Genomic DNA, 20548 nt, shown 5'->3' with positions numbered 1-20548 from the left:
GTTGATGGCAAAAAGTTCTTTTACTCGCCGCGAATTTTTAAAAGTTTCTGCTCTAGGCACGTCTGCTATGGCACTTAGCAGTTGCACTAGCTTAGACCGTTATTTCATGGGTGATAAAAGAAATTTTAAAAACGAAGTTGTCATTCTGGGCGCGGGGGCCGCAGGTTTGTCTGCCGCGTTTGAACTGAAAAAACGCAAAATCCCTTTTCGCATATTCGAAGCCTCCTCACGAGTTGGGGGCCGCGTGCAATCCGTGACCGTTTTTCCTCAAGGAGGACCGGTGGCCGAATTGGGTGCGGAGTTTTTTGATAGCACGCACACCCGCGTCTTTGAGTTAGCCAAAGAGCTCAATATTCCGACAAGCGAAGTAAAAACAGCGGCCGGCCTTGAGGCTCATCTCTTTTCATTCGATAAAAAAGTTTATCGTGTCAAAGACATCGCATCACGCTTAAAGACTTTGCAGAGTCCCTTCCGTCGCATCCGCACAGAGCTGTATCGCGAACAGGATGTCATTCTGACTTATCGAAATTCTTTTCAGTTCGAAAGGGCGGCTTACTATGACTCTTTGTCATTAACCGACCTTCTTGATAGTTGGAAAAGTGAAGTCGATCCCTTGGTATTACAGTTGATTGAAGCTCAAGCTGTCAGCCGCTTCGGTGTGGATGCAAAAGATCAATCGGCGTTGCACTTTTTGTCGACGTTAGATGCTGAAGGCAGCTCATTGCTAGCGGGGCGTCCGGTGTTTCGCATGGACGGGGGACTTTCAAATCTAATGCAAACTCTTTCTGCACGGGTCGCGGGAGTGATTCCTGATTACGTCGTTCGTCTAAATAGTCCACTGACTTCGATCTCTGAAGATGATGGAACATTTGAACTTACATTCCAGACACCGGAAGGAAAAGAGACGTTCACAACCCGACATGTGATTTGCACTTTGCCGTTTTCAAAGCTGCGCGAAGTCAGCGGCATTCAGAATTTGAATTTCTCGCAAGTGAAAAAAGAGAACATCATGTCGCAGGCTTATGCGACCCACTCTAAAGGAACGTTGGGCTTTGCTTCACCATTCTGGCGTGATCGTCGCGGGACGGTGCCGGCAAATGTCGGAAACTTCACTGGAGATTTCGTAACTCAAAAAATCTGGGATTCGGGCCGTGCACAGAAAGGAACACAAGGTCTATTGACCTTCCAACGTGCGGGAACTTCCGGAGCCAAAGCGGGAGCTGCGGCCTCGGGTGAGGCGCTGAAAGATTTAGATATTTTCTATAATGATCTTCCGGCTATTGCCGAAGGCTCTTCCGAAGTTGCTAATTGGCAGCAGCGCAAATGGTCTTTAGGTTCCATGGCGGTATTTAAGCCAGGTCAGTATATGCGCTACAAAGGAGCTGCGGCCGAAGCTGAGTATGGCGGCAGATTCCAGTTCGCCGGTGAACACACCAGTGTTCGATTTGCGGGAACTTTGCACGGGGCCTTGGAGAGCGGTGTTCGAGCCGCTTCAGAAATTCAGATTTAACAAAGGATTCAGAAATAAAAAAAGGGCGATGGTTTTCACCATCGCCCTTTGATTTTTTCAAAATTACTTCACGAGATTCACTTGCAGTGTACCAGCTTCACCTTGAGCGGCGATAAAGCTATCAACATCTGTTTTATTAATCGCATTGATCAAAGAGCTCATGCGATTGCTTGTGATGCTCATACCTTGAGGGGCAGAACCGTCCGCATTCACCCAGCTGTAGTTCGGCTGAGGAGAAACCACGAAGACGATGATGTTGTAAGAAGGACGGAAACCTTCTTTTTCAACCTGCACCGAAGGCAAAGACATCGAGTCCGCAGAGATATAAACCGTGCGTGACTCTTTCACTTGAGAGATCGTGATTTGCGAAGAGTCCGTAGAAATAAACGGACGGGAACCGACAGCGTAAAGAACTGTCAGGTATTGTCCACGCAAGTTCCCCAAGCGATTGACTTGAAGTGAAGGGATGGTTTCAAAACGAGCGGCTTCCGCACTTCTTTGGGAAACAGAACCACTCATCAAACCCAGACCGATGATCAGAGTTAGCGCATTGATGACGATGAGTTTAAGAGATCTCATTTTTTAGCTCCTGTTTTCGCGTAGTCTAGATACATGACGATGTGACCGTTTGGATCTACAGCAACGCGATTGATATCCAATTTAATTCCTAAAATCACAGGTGGAAGTGGCAAACTTCCCGGGATGACTTCATCCACAGTTTTCCAGCCTGCACTTTGCTCACGCAGTCTGTCTTTCACACCTTCGCGCACTTTGCCTGGCATCAACTTACCCACAAGTGAAAGGTATTTGTTGTCCATAACCAAAGAGTCCACGTCAATGGAATGCAACTGCAGCTGCATGCCGGACTTATCGCTCAACTGACGTAATTTTGCAATGATGTCGAAATCGATCACGATTTTATCTTTAAGAGCAATGTGGTTGGGCTCGTTTTCAACTGAAACATGCAGTTTTACGAAAGCTTCCTGTGGCTTTAAGACCGCGCCGGCTGGAGTTTTTACATAGTCAATCGTTGGCGCCGCCTTCAGTTTCAATACAGTGCCGTTGGATTGGCGGATGGTCTCAAAGTTTTTACGTTCGTAACTCAATTGCAACACGCGATTGATCAACGCGCGATCTAACGTCAATGCCAGGTCGTAGTTTTCCTGAGGCATCAAATTGACTTGCGGCAACCCGCGAGGACCATTGGACGCAACCGGGCGACTTTTGGGATTGATTGGGTCTTCAACATAAGCCGTCAGCTCAATGTTCAAAGATTTTTTCAAATTGATATTTTGAAGCTGCAAACCCCATTTGAAGTTAGGTCGACGGTCATATTCTTCAGTTCCTGGCGGAACCATGTCTTGAACCTGCTCCAAAGAACCACTTAAAAATTCTTTGGCCTTTTGATTTAAAAGTTCTGGCAATTGCTTACGAGCAAAGTCACCCAAGCTCTCGCGAACTTTTTGTAAGATAACCGGAGCTTGTTCCATTAACATCGCATCAAGCTGTGCGGTGTTGAGCTGGAACTTCTTCCCATTAATTTCAACCGCGATCTGAGGAACGATTAATTTTTTGTATTGATAAGCGATCGGAGTTTCCGAAAGATTATTATCAATCTCTAAAGCTTCGAAGTCCAAACCGCCATTGGCATTAGAGCGAATGTAGAATGGAAGACGAATTTTCAAAGGAGTCGTGTCATCGCCCGCAGTGATAGAAACATCTTCTAGGCCCACTTGGCCCAGAAACTCATTATTCATATCCCATGCTTTGACCGAGTGAGTGGCGATAGAAAGCTTTTTTACTTCAAGCTCAATAGCTAAGACCGCACCGTCGCGCTTTCCTAGTGATTTCATCAAGGCTTCATCCGTCACCAAACCGAAACGAGAAAAATTGGCGATATAACCGGATTCGCCGATCTCAATTGACGGGCGGTGTTCGTCCAATGAAAAACCGACCAACCATTGAGTCAAAAGGTCGCGAACTTGCGCATACATTTTGACGATTTCAGGATTGGAGTCTTTAAAATCATCCGGATTGATGGGCTTTTCAAAAGTATAGCTCATCGCTGGGAAATAACCTTCATCGAGCTTCACACCGAGGTTTCCTAATAGATCGCTCAAACGGTTATCAAAGTACTTCATTCCACGTTGCGTAACTTGCACTTGCACTGCTTTAGGCAAGAGGTGTTTGTTCGCAATCTGAGGACTCAAGTCCGCAGCTAAGGCGTTAAAGCCATGCAACGACAGTAACAGGGGAATCAACATGCGCGATGTTTGAAGCCGACGTACCATATAGTTAAACCTCGTTCGTGTAGGGGCTATGATCCAATGGGGCCTGGTGCAATGAAAGTTCCAATGCTTTATAGGCCTTAGCTCCAATACGATGGAGGAGAGCTTTTCGACAGCTGTCTAAAATTGAGACAGGGGCCCCAAAAGGGCAGTCTGTTCCGAGAGGTATATACTAGCGAGATCACAATAAAAAACCCCGAAATTGCTTTCGGGGTTTTTACTTAGCTTTAGAAACTTAAAGAAATATTATTTCAACAACTCAAGAGCCGTTTCGTTAATCCAATCCGCATGAGCATCCACGCGAGTGAAAACGGAAAGAATAAAGCAATCCGGAGTCAATGGAATCGGCAAAGAATCGCCGCGACTTGCAACACCCAAGAGATACAACTGACCGTTCACATCAAGATACGCAGGCCCACCAGAATCACCGCTGCAGATACCACGGCGAAGTGATTGATCCAGCATGATTTCTGTAGATCCGTTCATTGGAGATTTCACTTTCAAAGTTGTTGTGCGCAGAGTGCCCGCACCTTTTTTAACTCCCCAAGCCCAGTTCAAACCAAAACCCGCAACCACGACTTCGGTGTTTTTTCTGATGCTAGAAAAGTCAGATAAAAGGGGAGCTGGAGCGTATCCCGCTGGAGCCGTGCCTTCAAAGCGAAGCATCGCGATATCGTACATGTCTTCGGCTTTCATCTCTCCGTAGTATTTATGCTGAACTTTTTTAACCACGCGACGAAGTTGAGAAGCATCCGCGTTTTTAAATTCCTGACCGAATAAAACAACCATTTTGTCGGAAGTAGGATCGATACAGTGGGCCGCTGTTAATACAAGATTGGGTGCAATCAAAGTCCCCGTGCAAAGGGCTTTGGCATTTTCATCATAAAGACCTACTGTTGAACGGCTGATGCGGCTATTTGCAGAAACTTTATCACCGCCAATGACACCTTTTTGTTGGCCACTTAACTCCATTTGCGCTTGCTGAGCGGTTTCGGCACAGGCACTTAACGTTAATGCAACGGCCAAAGAAAGAGATAGCTTTTTAAACATAAAGACTCCTTGATTCGAAAAGAACCGCCCACATTTACCAAATTTTGACGTGGTGGTAAGTTCTTTCGTGCGAGGTGAAAACATTTTTACCTAGGACAAAAAATTGACACTTCTTTGTCCCTCAGCTCAAACCTAGGGGTGTTTTAGGGAGCAAATTTCAAGTGCTTTACAATGACCCTAGGCATCTTGGTTGAAAAGTCCTCGGGATTTGCGATAGTGACCGGCCCGGGGGTTCTATGAAAACGATTCTGGCAATTCTATTTTTGTTACCAACAATCACCTTGGCCGAAGTGATTCAGGGAAATATGGACGTGGTCGCGCGCAGCGAGTATCCGCAGTATGGAGCGGCTTGCGCCTATGAAGGAACTCAGAATTACATCTATCCAAAATCGTCGCGGGCTATTTCACTCGAGGTGATGGGGGATCAGGTGAAGGTGCCTGTGTCGGCTGTGGCGACTGTGAATTGCTCTTCTTCATTTGCCGGTTTCCCTCATGAAGTTATTGTGCCATTGGGATCAACAGTGGAATATCCGATGCTTCCGCCATTTTTAACGGACTTAGCTACGCTTTCTTTGTCCGTGAGTGTTTCGAAAATCAAAGAAAAGTTCTTAGTGCAAGTACGATGTGATTACTCGCATCGCTGTGGTTTGAATGGCTTTGATGAAGTGACGATGTCTCAGCCAACTCCTCCACAGAATCTTGTGATGGTTGAGTGTGAATGTTGGGGACGTGCGAACGCGTATCAAGTGAATTACTTCACCAATCTTGCGGCAGAAGCTGTGAGTGCTCCGCGCGCTCAAGCGCAAGTCCAAAGAAAATGTCAGCAAAAGATCGGATACAGATCCGTTGAACTTCGCAACTGTCGAAGTGTGCGCTAAAAATTAATTAGCGAAAATCCTCATCCTCCACCAAATGCCAAGAATGTCCGCCGTCACTGGTTTTCAGTAAGGCGGAGTTCTGCATGGCCGAGGTGTTGATGGCCTCTCCGGATGGAGTCTTAAAATAGTAAGGCGCATAGGGGCGCATCTGACTGTACTCTAAGTAAAGATGATCGCGACGATCAATAGTCATTACCTGATAAAAGTGTGTGTACTCTTGCGCATTAGGATAGACCAAAATCTTTGGAGCACTCCATTTGTAAAGATTCGATTCGCTTGCAAGCTCCGCCGTTTGGTAGGCCAGTGCTCCGAAATATTCAAAATCAAAAAGGGACTTATCGTAAGCCCACAGGCGATAGGCCACATGAAGCTTGTCTTTGCTGTCGATGATGAAAGAGACATAAGTTTGGCTGCCGCCGGGAACACCAGGAATATTGAAGTTCGCGCTATACCCACTGTCCGTCGTGTTCACAAATTGGGGGGCAGACCAAGTATCGATGGAGTCCGCTTTTGTTGACGAGGTATATGTGAAGTGGCCACCATGCGATCCGCCAATAACGTGCAAGATCCCTTGGCTTGAGCGCACAATGCCGGGTTGATTGTGATTGTCATTCAAAGGCCAGGTTTTAAGAATTTCTTTTTTCCTGATCAATCCGGATTTGATGTCATACTCGGCAACCCAAATTCCTGAATAGGGATTGCCATTTTTATCGGGCACCGTATTCGTCGGACGACCTCTTTGATTTCGTTCTAACTTGTGATCCAAGGTAGCTTCTAACCAGACGACAAAATATTTATCTCCGGAGCGCAGAAGTTTAACGGCACTGCCACTGCGATAGCCAATGGGTTGGGCTGTGGTGCTCAGGGTGAGGGGAGTGTCAGCGACCAGCTCTCCATTTTTGTCAAATGAAGTTGTTTGGAGCGTCAAGGTCCCGACAGTTCCTTGCCAGTACTCAAATCCGCTTTCGTAGCCAGAGACTTTGCCACTAGCTTGAAAGTACAAGAAAGCAGGCGGACCCGGCAGAGGTTTTGAAGTGTAAGGTCTTTCAAGGTCATACCATTCCGGCAGGGTTGAAGAACTTAGAAGGACCTGACTTTTCCAAGTGGTCCCGTGATCCTTCGAGTACATCAAAACATAGTGTTTATTCGCCGAGTCTTTTGTTTTGATACGTACGACGCTGTAAAGAATGTCGTCTTTATCAAAGACCGCCATCTTCGGGTCCCAGATCAGATCTTGTCGGTTCATGGAAGCGATCTCATCCACGGTGGAGTTCGGAAAATGTTTTTTCACTGCGGAAATATCAAAGGGCAGATCCATCCAAACACCGTGTTGATATTTTTTAAATCCGCTGGCAAGAGGTGCTGTCTGGCTGCGTTCGTGACTTCGAAAATAAGGTCGATTGAAACTGTCGAAGGCGGGGATGTAAATGGGATAACCGGGCTCCCAGGCAAAAACTTTGCGCTCGTGATAACTTTCTAAAAAGTTCGCGACTTCCGCGGGAGAATTGAATTGATTCAATCCAGTCTTAGGAAAAGCGGGAAGTTTTAAGGGCGCATATTTGTTTTTATTCAAAGAGGAAAAAGAGCCCGAACCTTCAATGGACGAACTGGGACGAAGCAGTTTAAAAGAAACCACCATCGCTGTCAGAGCAAGCGCTGCACAAACCAGTTTTTTCATTTATCAACCTAACTAAAAGTTAAATCCATATCCCGCGCGAAGGATGATTTGTTTTGCGGAAGATGTGTTGTTGTCCGGGTACATAGCGTAATCAAGTTGAACCGGAATAAAATTGTTGCGGTTAAGATGATAGTCCATTCCTGCAGACACCACGATGGTTTGATTTGTGGAAATTTTGCTAGTGTCTAGAACGTTACTGCTTTTATTCATGGCAAAAAGGAATCCTAAACCTGCGGCGGCGTTGAATTCCATAGTTTTCGTTTTTAAGAACGTATAGCGAACCAAGGCTTCAACACCCAAGTAACCAATTTCGACCTTACAGTCGGAGCTACCCGTACACGAAGCCGCAGAAGAAGTTCCGGAAGCTTGCAAGGATTCATAGCCACCCAAAATGCGGGCGCTGATATTTCCGTCGAGCTGCATTTGATAAAAGCCCGAAAGATTAAAGCTATTTCCTGAAAGAGAGATGCTTGATGTGCCTGTGGGTTTCACGGTCATCGTGTTCATCGCGTAACCCGCAGTCAATCCCCAAGCAGATTGAGATTTCGGCGCACGGCTCGCAGTTTGAGAAGACTTCGCGCCACGAGACAGCTTTTCGATGGAAAAGTCAGGACTCATGGAACCTTTAAGAATCGCGGCCACAGCTCGGTTGTTTTTGACTTGTTTGATTTCAAGAAGGGCGCGCGCTTTACCATCACCATCACGGGCTCCCAATTTTTCTCCGGCTTGCACGGATTCTCCTTCGAGATCTAGAAGAACGCGGTCTTTTTTTACACTGAGCGTGCGAATCGCATAAGCTGGTGAAACAAGAGCTGATAATAGCAGAGCTGTAATGATGATTTTCATAGTGATACTATCGTCAGAATCAAAATGAAACTAAAGAAAAACCAGACCCTCCATTACACGTAAATTCTGGATAGATTTGCTTAGGCTTCCTTCGCGGAACACGAATTCGTTTTTTTGTGTCTCAATTTAAGAAGCGAGGTCGTCTTTTACCGTAACCATCCGATACTATTAGGGAGCGGAAGAATTCGGGGGAATGACCGTGACACATTTTATTACTGTTACAGTTATGATCCTGTTGGCGTCGGTTTCGTCATCTGCTCAGACCATGTCTGAGGCGGCGCTCTTTAATCGTTGCTATACTCAGCTGACGGGGAAGCCCGTACCTCTTAAACACGCTACGATGATCCAGATCAAAGCAGGAAAGGTGAAAGCCTTAGATGCCTGCAATAGTCTTTTGGATAAAGCCGAGCTGGATGCTTCTGGTCCGTTGATCAATCGCAACGATAAAGAAGCTAGAGCCGTTCTTAATAATTTCTATAATTTTCATCGCACTTGGTTTCCCACGAACGCTGTCGAGCAAATTCAAGAGTACAATGAAGAGTTGGCTCGCGGAACAATGGATATTTATGATTCCACAGAGCCAGGTCTAGCTTTGACCCGCGCCATGTTTGCTCGTGGGGCCGAGTACAAAGACGTTTTGACTTTGGGTTGGGGCGTGCACGCTCAGCGTGAAGAAAACGCAGCTGTTCGCAGTCAAATTGGCTGGAACGTGAATTTTCCAGCGCGTCGCCTTTATGGAAATCACGCGGGCTTTAACGAAAATCTTTTTAACTTCCGTGCCTTGACGGGGGGCTTTAACGGCAACTCGGATACGACAAATTCGATGTTTCTGCATTTACCTAAAATTGAAGTCGGTGAATTAGTGGGGATTCGTATAAAAAGCGAGAGCGTGATGATTCCCAACGTCAGCTTGCAGCCACTCGGTGCGGACCGTCGTGGAAATGAGCAGGAAGGATTGAATCACTCTTTCAATCTTAACGCCACATTGGGCGGTGGTGTTTTAGGAACACCCATTTATATTCTTTTGAACTATGGACATGGCCGTGGTCTTGAAGCGAACGGAACGACGAAAGTTCCTCGTCGCTGGTCGCAAACCAATATGAACTCTTTCCTTTGCCAGGAGTTGCCGGCGCTGCGTGAATCGGACATTCGCACAATGGTGGTTGGAAACTCTTCTGCGCCATTTAGAAACTCTGCAAGCTGTGTGATGTGCCACGCGACTTTAGATCCTATGGCCTACACGACTCGCAATGTGGTGATGGCGGGTTCAGATTACTTCGTCATGAGCGAAGGATCTCGCACACATTCTAAAACCGCATTGCACATGGTGACTTATAAACCTGATTTGCCTTCCGTCGGTGGTTGGCCTTCAGAGCCGGTGGCGAACTTCCATCGTCAACAACCAACCGGTCGCTTGTTCTTTAGATCAATGACAGGAACTTTGATTGATAAACCTGTAAATGGAGTGGCGCAGTTGGGCGAGGCGATGGCGAATACGCCGGACTATTATAATTGCGCGGCAAAAAGATACTTCGAGTACTTCACTGGTATCCAAGTCGCTCTTTACGACCGTTCAAATCCAGCGAATGCCGAGTTGAACAGAAAATTATCTAGCGAATCTATAGCGGATCGCGAGTTCGTAGAAGCTTTGGGGGCAGAGCTTCGCGATTCTCAATCCGTTCGTCGCATGATCAAACGAATCATGTCTTCGAAGTACTATAAAGAAGCGAATTTCCGAGAGCAGTAAACCGGGGGACACAATGGGGGACGAAAATAATTTTTCACGCAGGGGTTTTATGGCTGGTGGCGCCGTTATCGGTGCGACAGCTTTAATTCCGACTCCGCTTGAGCGTCTGCTGAATGTGTTAAGCACAGGCTTTATTCATGAAGCGCAAGCTGAAGCCAACGGCACAGCGGGAGCTCGCAACTACATCAATATTTTGATGGCAGGCGGACCTCTTCGTTATACTTTTGATGCCTGGATGAGAACCAATCCTTCCGACACTCAATTGGATTTTAATCCGATGGTCGCGACGAAATACGTAAGCTCGGGTGGCAGAGTCACGGGTGTTGAATACAGCTCTTTTAATTATAATGGTGTTTTAGTTCCTCACATGTTTTCTCACACGGTGAATAGCAGTGCCGGCCAACGTCCTTTAACGGATCTTCTAAAACACATGCTGGTGATTCGTGGTTTCGGTACGGGCTTTGACGGCCATCCGTTCAATGCGACTGTTCAGCAAGCACCTGTGGGTGGTGTTTCTTCAGTGATGGGTTTGGCTGCCGACTACTCTTCAAAAACTTTTGAAGCGGTGGAGTGGCCGAACCGTGGGGCTTACGGAAACTACATGTCTCTTAAAGGCAAGGCGCTCAATAAACTTACCGGCAGTCCTTTGCATTCCTTGCTTGAAGGCTTTGGTGGTCCTCAAGGGGGAAGGGTCAAAGGTCGGGATTTAAAGACCCGCAACCGTGATGCCTTTGACTTAGCGCAAGCGCGCTTACGTGCTTATGCTCAGTCCGATTTCGCGGGCTCGACAGTTCTAGCAAAAAATCTTTCCAATGCTTCGGATCTTATGAAAAAAGGCATCGGCAATATCGATGGATATTGGACAGCGGCCGTGAACAGATATCGCAGGATCATTGAATCCAGCATGCGCCAATCAGGTCTTGTTGGTATCAGTGATATCCCTTTGATTTCGGACCAAGGAAATTTCTGGCGTGTGCACGTTGCTGACGGAAATCGGGGTCTTACAGTGCATCCCGATTTTGATATGAGAAGTGCCGTTTCAACAATGACTGAGTCCGGTGGTCTTAGCGAAGGCTTGGCATTAGCAGAGTATGTTTTAAAAGAAGGTCTCGTGAGTTCACTCAACATTCAAGTGGGTGATTTGAACAACGTGACTTTGCGTGATGCTGCGAACGGCGTCACGATGGCGCATACAGGAATTAAAGACATGCACGAAACCGGGGCTATCCCAGCGGTGTTGCTAACGACAGCTTACTATCGCGCATTGGCAGCAGGTCTTTTAGAGTTGATTGATCAATTGAAGAAAACAAAAGTGAACAACACAGATCTTTGGTCTGAAACTGTTGTGCAAATTATTTCTGAATTCAATCGCAGTGCGCGTGCCAATGGGACGGGCAGTGACCATGGTTTCAATCAAATGGTCACAAGTGTTTATACAGGCGCTTTCTCGAATGGTCCTTACGTCGTCGGCAATATCAGTAAAGGTGGTCATGGCGGTGGTTACACGGGGACTCAAGGTATTGGAGCCGCAATTGATGGTTACAATCAAGCGGGTCGCCCCACGCCGACGATGGCAGCTTCGACAGTGGCAGCCCTTTTACGTGTCCCCAAAAATCCTTACGAAAACTTGGCAGCGCCGTTGGTTGAACTTTCAGGCAACAGCCTGCGTGTTATGAAAACAGCAAAGATTGTGGGGTAAAGATGTTGAAGTCGCAAAAAACAAAAATCTTTACTTTAGCGATCACTGGTTTAGTCCTGACTCAGATGTACCAAAACTGTGGGCAGATGGGGATGGGCGGTTTTGAAACTTTGGATATGGCTTCGATGAATCTTTCTATGGGTATGGAGGGTGCAACGGATCAATCGCATCCGGCGCAGAAAGAAGTCCTGTTGCCGACACAAAAAACTTTGGTGGTGAATCGGGAATACGTTGCCGATTTAATGCGCGAGATATTCACGAGTTCAGCGACTCCAGTTCCCAATTTAGAAGCCCTGATCAATCAATGGATCATCAATCGCGGGGCTCAGTACGGCTTAGGTTGTAATCCTTATGGTTCTTATTCAGGTCGCGATTGCGGTGGAGATATCTCTAACTCCAATCTTCCGATCACAACCGATGACAACACCGTTCGTGAATCCTTCCGTGTGCAGTTCTGTGAGAACGTGCTTGGTATGGACCAAGGTGTGAATGCGATTTTAGAAAAGCTAACAAATCGAGCGACGGCGCCAACAGCCGATACGATACGTCAGGTCTATGCTTTATTTTATCGGGGAGATGAAGCTTCAGAGCTGATTGTGAACTCTCTATTAGATTTAGATCGGGCTTTGTTGGCTAAGAACGAGACGCCACTTGAAAGATGGCGAGCTTTGGCTCTTCAAGTTTGCGAATCGCCAGGTTGGCAATTACAATAGGGTTTTCGGGGGAAGAATGTTCGTGGGGATGAAAAGAAGTATTATTGCAGTGGGAGCTATGACCGGTTTGGTTGTGGCATTTCAAAATTGCAGTGACTTTGCTTTGCAGGATCAAGTGATCTATGAACAAGGTATCTTTGAACTTGATTCAAAAACAATCCCGGCTCTTTTGGATTCGGAATCTTTGAATGCCTGGTCTAAGCCGGGTAATCCCAATTTCGTGAATGATGGAATGTGGATGGCAGATCAGTGGTCCTTAATTGTGGCCGCAGATAGAGCTGCCACGGGAAAGATCATCACTGTTTCTTCGGGCTTAGCCAATGAAGAAAGTTATATAAACATTGCTAGCGGAAAAATCCGCGCCGTTCGCACAAGTACTGGAGGTGCGGGCACTTGGAGTGAATATCTTGAAACGAATGTTCCAGCTAGTGGCGATAAAATGGTACTGGCGGCGACGTTTGGTGCTAAAGCCGGCGGAATTTCTTTAATGGTGAATGGAATTTTGCAGACAGCGACTTTACAGAAATCCACGATACCTCCTGGCGACTTCTCGATGGTAGCTAAAAGTGTGCAGGCTGCTCCCGTGGGCGGGCAAGTTTATGAATACATGGTCTTTGGTGGAGATAGCTACTACAAAGAGGGTAAACTCACAGATCAACAGCTCAACGTCATGTCTCGCTATATTGCCAACAATAATATGATTGCAAATGTGCTCTGGGATCCAAGTTTGACAGCGCCGAGTTCGGACGGGGATGAAGTGAATCCTAAGTTTGTTATTGCGAAGGCAATCTATGATGCGAAATGTATCAGCTGTCACAAATCGGGAGGCAACTCTCCGAATCTTGTGAATCTCTCTGAAAGCAAAGCGCTATCGAACGGGTGGGTGGTCAAAGGAAATCCTCAAGGATCTACTTTGTACAATGTACTTAAAGGATCTTCAGGCGGCGGGGCGAAAAGTATGCCTTCAGGCGGAAGTATTTCTGCGGCGGAAGTGCAGGCGATCGCTGACTGGATCAATAGCATTAAATAATTTAATTGAACTAAAACAATCACTGAATTTAGGGGGATTTTTCTAATGAAGTTTTTAGCAACTTTGTTTTTAACAACAAGTTTATCATGCGCAGCTTTTGCTCAAAGTGTCACTGTAGATGTGATTCTAAATCCGATGGGGGATTTCAAAGCGAAGACTGGCTCTGTGAAAGGCCAAGCGACGGTGAAAGGTGACGAAGTTTCCGCGGAAAATATCATCGTGGATCTTCGCACGCTAAAAACCGGTGTTGAGCTTCGTGACAAGCACACGCAAAAGCACCTGGACACAAAAGCTTTCCCAGAAGCTGTTCTAGTGTCCGCAACGGGTAAAGGTGGTAAGGGTAAAGGCAAAATCAAAATCAAGGGCGTAGAAAAAGACGTTGAAGGCACATACAAAGTGGAAGGCAAAACTTTGAAAGCGAATTTCAAACTGACTTTGTCTGACTTTGGAATCAGTGACATCAACTACATGGGTGTTGGCGTTGAAGATGAAGTGACTCTTCATGTTGCTGTTCCTGTGAAATAGATTTTCGAAATCACAAAATAAAAAAGGCGCAGTTTATTGACTGCGCCTTTTTTATTTCTCTTAAAGCCTTTTAGAATCGGTACGTGGCTCCGACTTTCCACATTGTGGACCCTTCCGCCAAAGGCCCTAAGCCTTGATAGAAATCCCACTTTTGAAACAAACGAATGTTAAGATCCGCCATCGGCATCACGTTCATATTGCGACCAGAGTCAATAGTTTGACCGGAAGCTGCCGGCCAATCCGCGTTCTTCATAAAAGCGAGCACTGAAATTCCCGCATTAATTCGACCCGAGAAACGATAAAACGCCCGTGGGGAAACGCCGTAAACTGTGAACGCCACTTTTCCTTCCGAGTAATCCAAAGAGTTGTCTCCGCCACCATTGGCACGACCGGCGCCGATAAACGCGCCAAAGTTCCAACCCCAGCGATAGTAGGTTACTTCCTTTTGAATCGTGACGATCATACCGTTGTAATTGGCATTATCGCTTTCACTCGTGAGTCCCTGCTGCAGTTTTAATTTTTCATTCCATTGCAAGGCTGCGATGTTCACGCCCCAGGTTTCACGCGAAGTCACTTTTTTTGCCTTCGCGGTGCTTGTGGGGGCGGGGGCCGCTTCTGTGGTCTCTTCCGCCGTTGCAGAAGCCTCTTCGTCAGATGACGCTTCTTCTTGGGCAAAAGAGGTCGATAACAACGAGCTTACTAAGAAAAATAAAATAAACTTTTTCATGACCTCTCCTAATAAGAAACGTGAACTTGACCTTGCAGAGCCCAGGCATCTTGAGAGCCCGTTTGATCTGCGTAGACTTTGGCGTTTGTGGCCATGGCGCGAAGTTCAAGGCGAGGCAATGGGAACATCAAAGCGCCTAAGCTCCACTTCATCACTTCCGGTGAGGATTTTTTTATGTCCTCTTTGCTGTGCTCTACGACCGACAAAATATTGTATCCACGGCGCACATTCACAAGCGTTTCAACCAGAGCATAAGTTCCTAACATCGCATCGGCGCCAGATAGTTTATTCGTCCGCTCTTTAAATCCAGCTTCGGCCATGATCGCCGAACCTTTGGAAAGACCCATGCGCGTGGTGAAGGCCAAAAGATTCCATTTGCTCTGTTCACTTTCGGAACTCAAGAAAGAGCCGCCGATTTTGAATTTTTCAAAAACCTGGTATTCTCCGGTGACCGAGTAACCTTTTTGTTTTTCAGGTTCTTCTTGAGCACCGTTTCCGAAGAACGCGTTCGCAGCGATATCCCAATCAGGATAGGTGAAGTGAGCAATGACACCTTGTGATTGGTCGAATTGACCCAAAGTAATGACGCGACGATTGACGGCCGTGTGGTCCACGTTGCGCAGACCGAAGGCTTTGTCCATTTGTCCGACGTACCACCACAAGTTGTTGCTTTGTTTGTAGCGAAGGTAATATTCCTTCATGAACCATGTGTTGGTTTTTCCATAGTAAGGTTCAATGCCCGTATAAGAAGGTGTTGTGACCAAAGTGTATTTCTGTTTCTTGTCGAAGAAGAAAGTCAGATTCACATCATTTTGCATGTTGATGAATCGCTCAGAAGTCGCTTGCGATCCTGGATCCATCTTCAACCACAGGCCACGGTATTTAATTCCGGGACGCACCCACCAAGGAAGTGATTTTTTTCCTAAGAAACCGGATTGAGCCGCAATCTCTTCCTCGTCGACGTTCTTAGGGTAAATATCACGAGCCGTGATCTCTGTGGCATACAAAGCGCGACCATAGTCATTCAGGGCGCCTCCACCAAGGCCGTTGTAATGACAGGTAATGCACGAAGAATAAGCATAGCCGATAAAGTCAGGATAAGCCTGGGCCTGTCTAAAGGTGAATAATGAAGCCAATACGATCAATGCGGATGTAATTTTATAATGTATCACGATGGGAAAATTCTATTGGACGCGTCGAGGGAATCAATAAAAATCGACCTCTGAACGCACTGTGTGTTCCGTCTCAAATTGGTACATTGATTTAACTTCAGGCTTTGTTTTCCGATAAGAGACCTTGTATGGAAACAAAAGCAACCACCTTAGAACGTCCTCGAACAGTGCAGATGGCCGCTGCCGTCTTGATTCTCACACCCGTGTTGGACATCCTCATGTATCAGCGAACTGGAACTCAGATTTTTAGTTGGGTGGGGTGGTTGTTGATCTTCGGTGCTGGCGTCAGTTTGATGATTCGTCACAAATCCTCGTGGCTTTTAGGGATCGTTCTTTGCGCTCTTTTCGTCTTAAACACGGGCTATGGCCTGATTCGTGACATGGAGCATGTGGACCCTTTGATCAGCACAGCGAAGCTTCTAGATTGTCTGCTGGTTCTTTTTATTGTGGGCACAGTTTCTTATTTCTTCCGCTATCCTTACTTGGATCGCCGCCAAAATTGGTTTGCCCCGACGGGAGAGCGTTTTTCTATCGCGACGCCTGTTATATTGAACGGGACAGAGACTCAGACCTTGGATCTTTCTTACACGGGCGCGCGTATTGCCGTGCCCAATGCGGCTTCCTATAAGGCGGGCGATAGGCTTTCTGTGCAATTCACCGATATCAACGACATTCAATGCTCTGCAAAAGTCATTGATGTGAAGGCCGACCATGTCCGCGTTCACTTCGAAGGTACTTCGGCTTCAGATAAAGAGATGCTTCGCCAGTGGTTAAACAGTCAAAATTTACAGAAAGTTTAGCTTTAAGCTTTCTCACCCAGGGTTTTTAGGGCATAAAAGCATTTTCATCTAAGGGTAGAACCATGGCTAAAACAACAAAGAAAAAGTCGGCAAAAGTCTCTAAAAAACTGCCTCCTGTAGACCCCTCTTCACCGCATGAAGTTGCGATCGCCGTAAAGCAGATCCTGGATAATGTGCGTCCGACGCCGATGATCCACAATGGTCTTTCAAACGAAGAAAAGATCGAAAAAATCACCGAAAAATTCGTCGATATCATGGAGACGTTGGGACTGGATCTTGCCGACGACAGTCTTCGCGAGACTCCGCGTCGCGTGGCTAAAATGTATGTGAACGAAGTTTTTAGTGGTCTAGATCCTAAGAAGTTCCCGAAAATGACAGTTATTGAAAACAAAATGAATTACGATCAAATGATCGTGGTCCAAAATATCAGCTGTCTTTCTTTCTGCGAGCATCACTTCCTACCGATCGATGGTTTTGCCACCGTGGCTTATATTCCAAGTAAAAAAGTGATCGGTCTTTCCAAGATCAATCGCATTGTGCAGTACTTCGGACGTCGCCCTCAGGTGCAAGAACGCCTGACAAAGCAGATCGCCGACTGTTTGCAATACATCTTGGGGACTGAGCATGTCGCCGTTCACATCAATGCCAAACACTACTGCGTGGTGATGAGAGGTATTGAAGACACGGGGAGTACGACTTCCACGGCGGATCTTCGCGGGCACTTTAAAACTCGCATGGAAACGCGCGAAGAGTTCTTGCAGCACTGCCGTACGAAATAACTGAAGAATTATATTTGAAAATAAAAAAAGCAGAAAGGGTTCCTTTCTGCTTTTTTGTTTTAAAGCCCCTGAGCGGCCCAAGGCCGCCCGTTTCTTAGATGGAAGACTGTAAAAGCTCGCGAGAGTTCTTTGACAGACTTTCTACCGCGACCATACGTTTGATTTGTTTGATCGCTTTTTCTTTCATCACAGGATCTAACTTTTTCACAAAGTTGAAAGCCGCACACAAGCGAGCCGCCACTTGTGGATTCTTCGCGTCGATTTCAAGAATCTTATCTGCGTAGAATTCGTAAGCATCTGTTTTCGGGTCATTGAAGCGAACAATGTTCGCACCGAAAGCTCTTAGAAGCGAATACACATTATTTGGATTTGTGATGTTGAAAGCCGGATGTTTCGTTAAAGCCTTCACATCTTCCAAAGTTTGCTTGCGTGTCGTCGTTGCTTGGGCTGTGAACCACTTATTGATAACAACCGAATCGTTTTTCCAGTTGTTATAGAAGTCACTTAAAGCCTTATCGCGGAATTCAGACTCGGTATCCGCCAGAATCATCAACGCCGTCATACGGTCGGTCATGTTTTGTGCTTCCCAGTACTGCTTATTCGCAATCGCTAAAATTTCTAGATCGTGAAGCTCAGCCAAGTAGTGCAGGGCTTGATTTTTCAAAGCACGATGACCGAAAACTTTCGGGTCGTGGCTTTTCGGCTCAACACCATGATACTTGTGATAAATATCCAAAAGCTGTGTGCGGTTCTCTCGAGCAATCGCAGATCGCAAAGTGATGCGTGCATTATGGAATGCTTCTGAATCTAAGACTTCTTCTTCTTGCGCCAAGATGGCATGACTTGGAATCTGAAGCATCTTAGCTTTGAAGCTAGGATCCATATCCGCATCGCGAATCGTCGCGCTGATCGCCTTCAAGTAACGATTGTCGATATTTAAAGGCTTTCCTTCGCGGTGACGCGCAATCAAGTTGTGCAGAAGATTTAAACCCAGTTTTTGAGCCATCTCGCGACGGTTGAAAGAGTCCGTGTCTTTTTCCATAAGGAAGTACAAATCATCTTCACCAGCTTCCCAACGCAAATTAATAGGTGCCGAGAATTCACGAAGGAATGAAAGTACGGGACGCTCTTTAAGACCTTTAAATACGAAAGTCTCTTTGCGCTCTTTCAGTTCAATTAGATTTTTTCCATCCGTGTTGACCTGGATTTTATCGCAATTCAAAGCAAGTTCTTTTCCGTTCTTGTCTAGTAGACCCATCATCAATGGAATGTGGAAGGGTTCTTTATGCGGTTGATTTGGTGTTGGCGGGCAAGTTTGTTCCAATGACAGAGTGTATTCGCCTTTAGCTTGGTCATAAGCTTCTGTCACGTGAACTACAGGAGTTCCAGATTGATGGTACCAACGCTTAAACTGTGTGAAGTCTTTGCCGTTCGGTTCGGCGATCGCGGCGGCGAAATCTTCAGTCGTTACGGCTTGGCCATCGTGACGTTTGAAGTATTCATCCATGCCTTTGCGGAAACCTTTTCGTCCCACAATCGTTTGCATCATGCGGATCACTTCAGATCCTTTTTCATAGATCGTCATGGTAAAGAAGTTATCAACGGCCATGCAGGATTCCGGACGAACCGGGTGAGAGTTAGGTCCTGCATCTTCGGCGAATTGGCCTGTGCGAAGAGCATCGACGTCTTCAATTCTTTGCACTCCACGATCTGTCATATCGGCGGAAAACTCTTGGTCACGGAAAACCGTCAAACCTTCTTTTAAAGAAAGTTGGAACCAATCACGCAAAGTAACACGATTGCCTGTCCAGTTGTGGAAGTATTCATGGGCCACAACCGACTCGATGCTGTGGAAATCCACGTCTGTTGCTGAATTGGAATCGGCAAGAACTAAGCGAGAGTTGAAGATATTAAGACCTTTATTTTCCATCGCACCCGCATTGAAATCATCAATCGCGACGATCATGTAGTCATTAAGATCGTATTCAAGCCCGAAAGTCTCTTCATCCCATTTCATGGATTTTTTCAAAGACTCCATCGCATGCCAGCAGCGCTCTTGCTTTCCATGCACGGCATAGACTTCTAAATTCACTTTGCGACCGGAAGAAGTCGTGAAGGTGTCACGAATAACACCCAGATCTCCAGCGACTAAAGCAAACAAGTAACAAGGCTTTTTATGTGGATCACGCCAGAAAGCTTTGTGACGACCGTTTCCTAAGTCTTCAATTTTGATGCGATCACCGTTTGAAAGTAGGACAGGGTATTTCTTTTTGTCGGCTTCAATCGTCACAGAATAAGAAGTCATGACATCCGGACGGTCTAAGAAGTAAGTGATTTTTCTAAAGCCTTGGGCTTCACACTGAGTACAGAAAATGCCGTTGGATTTATAGAGGCCTTCCAAAGACGTGTTGTGCTGTGGTTGCAACTCAGTCTCAATTTCAAGTTCAAATTTTTTCGGAGTTGAAGGGATGATCAGTTCTTCTTCAGTGATTTGGTATTGATCGGTTTTAAGAGGTGTTCCGTCAATTTTTACGGAAACTAGTTTCAGCTCAACGCCGTTTAAACGCAGCTCTGCGCCGTCTTCGGTTCTATTCATCTTACTTTTTGCGACAACTCGACAAAAGTCTTCGTTGATGACGAAGTCGAGGTTTATTGAATCCACAGAAAAAGCGGGTCCTTTATAGTCTTTAAGATAAATTTTTTCTTGTTTCATAAGCCCTCGATTCAGATAATAGAGACGATGAGTTTGTTAATCACTTCTATCACAATAAACACCCCGCATCTACAAGACATGCTGGGATTCTATGGAATAATCGGCTTTCAATTTACAGCGTCAAAAGTTGATAAGGGAAGTGAAGTGCATCGTGCCCTTCACAATGGAGTTGAATTTTCTTTGTATTCCATCAAAAACGCTCAAAAAGCTCAAATCCCGAGCTTGCAGTTGGGTTTTAGAATTACAGATTTAGAACGTACTGTCGGTGAGTTGATGAAAATTCCAGGCAGCATGTGTATTTTGGACCCAACAGAGATGCCAGACGGAAAAAAGGCGATTGTCTTAGATCCAGACGGTCATTCCATCGAACTTTGTGAAATATAAATCAGTTTC

Annotated in this window: 18 protein-coding genes; 10 read left to right on the top strand and 8 right to left on the bottom strand. The window is 46.1% G+C overall.

The window, feature by feature from the left end; all coding sequences use genetic code 11:
- Window positions 1-4 precede the first annotated feature (4 nt).
- Window positions 5-1510 carry a flavin monoamine oxidase family protein gene (locus AZI85_RS03310; RefSeq protein ID WP_253720816.1) on the top strand — a complete coding sequence of 502 codons (1506 nt, stop codon included), beginning with the start codon at window positions 5-7 and terminating at the stop codon, window positions 1508-1510.
- A 63-nt stretch (window positions 1511-1573) separates the two neighbouring features.
- On the opposite strand, the gene AZI85_RS03305 is transcribed toward AZI85_RS03310, so the two are convergent.
- From AZI85_RS03305 to AZI85_RS03295, 3 genes are all read right to left on the bottom strand, one after another.
- Complete coding sequence (locus tag AZI85_RS03305; RefSeq protein ID WP_063242744.1) at window positions 1574-2089, bottom strand: hypothetical protein; 516 nt, start codon at window positions 2087-2089, stop codon at window positions 1574-1576.
- On the bottom strand, window positions 2086-3801 hold the full coding sequence (locus tag AZI85_RS03300; RefSeq protein WP_063242743.1) for a DUF2785 domain-containing protein: 1716 nt from the start codon (window positions 3799-3801) through the stop codon (window positions 2086-2088). Before AZI85_RS03300 ends, AZI85_RS03305 begins: the two co-directional genes overlap by 4 nt.
- A 243-nt stretch (window positions 3802-4044) precedes the next feature.
- On the bottom strand, window positions 4045-4848 hold the full coding sequence (locus AZI85_RS03295; RefSeq protein WP_063242742.1) for a S1 family peptidase: 804 nt from the start codon (window positions 4846-4848) through the stop codon (window positions 4045-4047).
- Window positions 4849-5084: 236 nt separating this feature from the next.
- On the opposite strand from AZI85_RS03295, the gene AZI85_RS03290 reads away from it, so the two are divergent.
- Window positions 5085-5726, top strand: coding sequence for a hypothetical protein (locus AZI85_RS03290; protein WP_063242741.1), 642 nt, complete (start codon window positions 5085-5087; stop codon window positions 5724-5726).
- A gap of 7 nt (window positions 5727-5733) precedes the next feature.
- Here AZI85_RS03290 and AZI85_RS03285 read toward each other — a convergent pair whose 3' ends face one another.
- Together AZI85_RS03285 and AZI85_RS03280 are read right to left on the bottom strand one after the other, a co-directional pair.
- Window positions 5734-7404, bottom strand: a complete 1671-nt coding sequence (locus tag AZI85_RS03285; RefSeq protein WP_063242740.1) for a BNR-4 repeat-containing protein — start codon at window positions 7402-7404, stop codon at window positions 5734-5736.
- Window positions 7405-7416: 12 nt separating this feature from the next.
- Complete coding sequence (locus tag AZI85_RS03280; protein WP_081110896.1) at window positions 7417-8250, bottom strand: outer membrane beta-barrel protein; 834 nt, start codon at window positions 8248-8250, stop codon at window positions 7417-7419.
- 193 nt (window positions 8251-8443) lie between these two features.
- Between AZI85_RS03280 and AZI85_RS03275 the strand changes: the two genes are divergently transcribed.
- Genes AZI85_RS03275 through AZI85_RS03255 form a run of 5 tightly spaced genes read left to right on the top strand, consistent with a single transcriptional unit; the run spans window position 8444 to window position 13964 of the window.
- Window positions 8444-9997, top strand: a complete 1554-nt coding sequence (locus tag AZI85_RS03275; RefSeq protein WP_063242739.1) for a hypothetical protein — start codon at window positions 8444-8446, stop codon at window positions 9995-9997.
- Between the two features lie 13 nt (window positions 9998-10010).
- Window positions 10011-11696, top strand: coding sequence for a DUF1501 domain-containing protein (locus AZI85_RS03270; protein ID WP_063242738.1), 1686 nt, complete (start codon window positions 10011-10013; stop codon window positions 11694-11696).
- Window positions 11697-11698: 2 nt separating this feature from the next.
- Window positions 11699-12409: a hypothetical protein gene (locus AZI85_RS03265; RefSeq protein WP_253720814.1), complete on the top strand. Its 711-nt coding sequence runs from the start codon at window positions 11699-11701 to the stop codon at window positions 12407-12409.
- Between the two features lie 28 nt (window positions 12410-12437).
- Entirely contained in the window at window positions 12438-13439 is a 1002-nt protein-coding gene (locus AZI85_RS03260; RefSeq protein WP_253720813.1) for a c-type cytochrome, read from the top strand.
- A gap of 45 nt (window positions 13440-13484) precedes the next feature.
- Window positions 13485-13964 carry a YceI family protein gene (locus AZI85_RS03255; protein ID WP_063204486.1) on the top strand — a complete coding sequence of 160 codons (480 nt, stop codon included), beginning with the start codon at window positions 13485-13487 and terminating at the stop codon, window positions 13962-13964.
- Window positions 13965-14034: 70 nt separating this feature from the next.
- On the opposite strand, the gene AZI85_RS03250 is transcribed toward AZI85_RS03255, so the two are convergent.
- Both AZI85_RS03250 and AZI85_RS03245 read right to left on the bottom strand, forming a co-directional pair.
- Complete coding sequence (locus AZI85_RS03250; RefSeq protein WP_063242736.1) at window positions 14035-14691, bottom strand: hypothetical protein; 657 nt, start codon at window positions 14689-14691, stop codon at window positions 14035-14037.
- A gap of 8 nt (window positions 14692-14699) precedes the next feature.
- Window positions 14700-15863: a hypothetical protein gene (locus AZI85_RS03245; protein WP_253720812.1), complete on the bottom strand. Its 1164-nt coding sequence runs from the start codon at window positions 15861-15863 to the stop codon at window positions 14700-14702.
- Between the two features lie 128 nt (window positions 15864-15991).
- On the opposite strand from AZI85_RS03245, the gene AZI85_RS03240 reads away from it, so the two are divergent.
- Window positions 15992-16663 (top strand): PilZ domain-containing protein, encoded by a 672-nt coding sequence (locus AZI85_RS03240; protein ID WP_063242735.1) that lies wholly within the window; start codon window positions 15992-15994, stop codon window positions 16661-16663.
- A gap of 62 nt (window positions 16664-16725) precedes the next feature.
- On the top strand, window positions 16726-17442 hold the full coding sequence (gene folE, locus AZI85_RS03235; protein ID WP_081110895.1) for a GTP cyclohydrolase I FolE: 717 nt from the start codon (window positions 16726-16728) through the stop codon (window positions 17440-17442).
- 94 nt (window positions 17443-17536) lie between these two features.
- Here the strand turns inward: folE and pepN are convergent, their stop codons facing one another.
- Window positions 17537-20155 (bottom strand): aminopeptidase N, encoded by a 2619-nt coding sequence (pepN, locus tag AZI85_RS03230; protein WP_063242734.1) that lies wholly within the window; start codon window positions 20153-20155, stop codon window positions 17537-17539.
- Window positions 20156-20182: 27 nt separating this feature from the next.
- Between pepN and AZI85_RS03225 the strand changes: the two genes are divergently transcribed.
- Window positions 20183-20539 carry a VOC family protein gene (locus AZI85_RS03225; protein WP_063242733.1) on the top strand — a complete coding sequence of 119 codons (357 nt, stop codon included), beginning with the start codon at window positions 20183-20185 and terminating at the stop codon, window positions 20537-20539.
- Window positions 20540-20548 lie beyond the last annotated feature (9 nt).

This window comes from Bdellovibrio bacteriovorus (assembly GCF_001592755.1).
GTDB lineage: Bacteria > Bdellovibrionota > Bdellovibrionia > Bdellovibrionales > Bdellovibrionaceae > Bdellovibrio > Bdellovibrio bacteriovorus_E.
The sequence above is the reverse complement of the archived record's forward strand: the minus strand, read 5'-3'. Positions and strand labels throughout refer to the sequence as shown.

What these genes read in the sequence shown, in the direction of transcription:
- AZI85_RS03240 (WP_063242735.1), top strand. Translation starts at nt 15,992, where the DNA reads ATGGAAACAAAAGCAACCACCTTAGAACGTCCTCGAACAGTGCAGATG.
- AZI85_RS03255 (WP_063204486.1), top strand. Translation starts at nt 13,485, where the DNA reads ATGAAGTTTTTAGCAACTTTGTTTTTAACAACAAGTTTATCATGCGCA.
- AZI85_RS03260 (WP_253720813.1), top strand. Translation starts at nt 12,438, where the DNA reads ATGAAAAGAAGTATTATTGCAGTGGGAGCTATGACCGGTTTGGTTGTG.
- AZI85_RS03295 (WP_063242742.1), bottom strand. Translation starts at nt 4,848, where the DNA reads ATGTTTAAAAAGCTATCTCTTTCTTTGGCCGTTGCATTAACGTTAAGT.
- AZI85_RS03285 (WP_063242740.1), bottom strand. Translation starts at nt 7,404, where the DNA reads ATGAAAAAACTGGTTTGTGCAGCGCTTGCTCTGACAGCGATGGTGGTT.
- AZI85_RS03290 (WP_063242741.1), top strand. Translation starts at nt 5,085, where the DNA reads ATGAAAACGATTCTGGCAATTCTATTTTTGTTACCAACAATCACCTTG.
- AZI85_RS03305 (WP_063242744.1), bottom strand. Translation starts at nt 2,089, where the DNA reads ATGAGATCTCTTAAACTCATCGTCATCAATGCGCTAACTCTGATCATC.
- AZI85_RS03300 (WP_063242743.1), bottom strand. Translation starts at nt 3,801, where the DNA reads ATGGTACGTCGGCTTCAAACATCGCGCATGTTGATTCCCCTGTTACTG.
- pepN (WP_063242734.1), bottom strand. Translation starts at nt 20,155, where the DNA reads ATGAAACAAGAAAAAATTTATCTTAAAGACTATAAAGGACCCGCTTTT.
- AZI85_RS03270 (WP_063242738.1), top strand. Translation starts at nt 10,011, where the DNA reads ATGGGGGACGAAAATAATTTTTCACGCAGGGGTTTTATGGCTGGTGGC.
- AZI85_RS03275 (WP_063242739.1), top strand. Translation starts at nt 8,444, where the DNA reads ATGACCGTGACACATTTTATTACTGTTACAGTTATGATCCTGTTGGCG.
- folE (WP_081110895.1), top strand. Translation starts at nt 16,726, where the DNA reads ATGGCTAAAACAACAAAGAAAAAGTCGGCAAAAGTCTCTAAAAAACTG.
- AZI85_RS03280 (WP_081110896.1), bottom strand. Translation starts at nt 8,250, where the DNA reads ATGAAAATCATCATTACAGCTCTGCTATTATCAGCTCTTGTTTCACCA.
- AZI85_RS03225 (WP_063242733.1), top strand. Translation starts at nt 20,183, where the DNA reads ATGAGTTTGTTAATCACTTCTATCACAATAAACACCCCGCATCTACAA.
- AZI85_RS03250 (WP_063242736.1), bottom strand. Translation starts at nt 14,691, where the DNA reads ATGAAAAAGTTTATTTTATTTTTCTTAGTAAGCTCGTTGTTATCGACC.
- AZI85_RS03265 (WP_253720814.1), top strand. Translation starts at nt 11,699, where the DNA reads ATGTTGAAGTCGCAAAAAACAAAAATCTTTACTTTAGCGATCACTGGT.
- AZI85_RS03310 (WP_253720816.1), top strand. Translation starts at nt 5, where the DNA reads ATGGCAAAAAGTTCTTTTACTCGCCGCGAATTTTTAAAAGTTTCTGCT.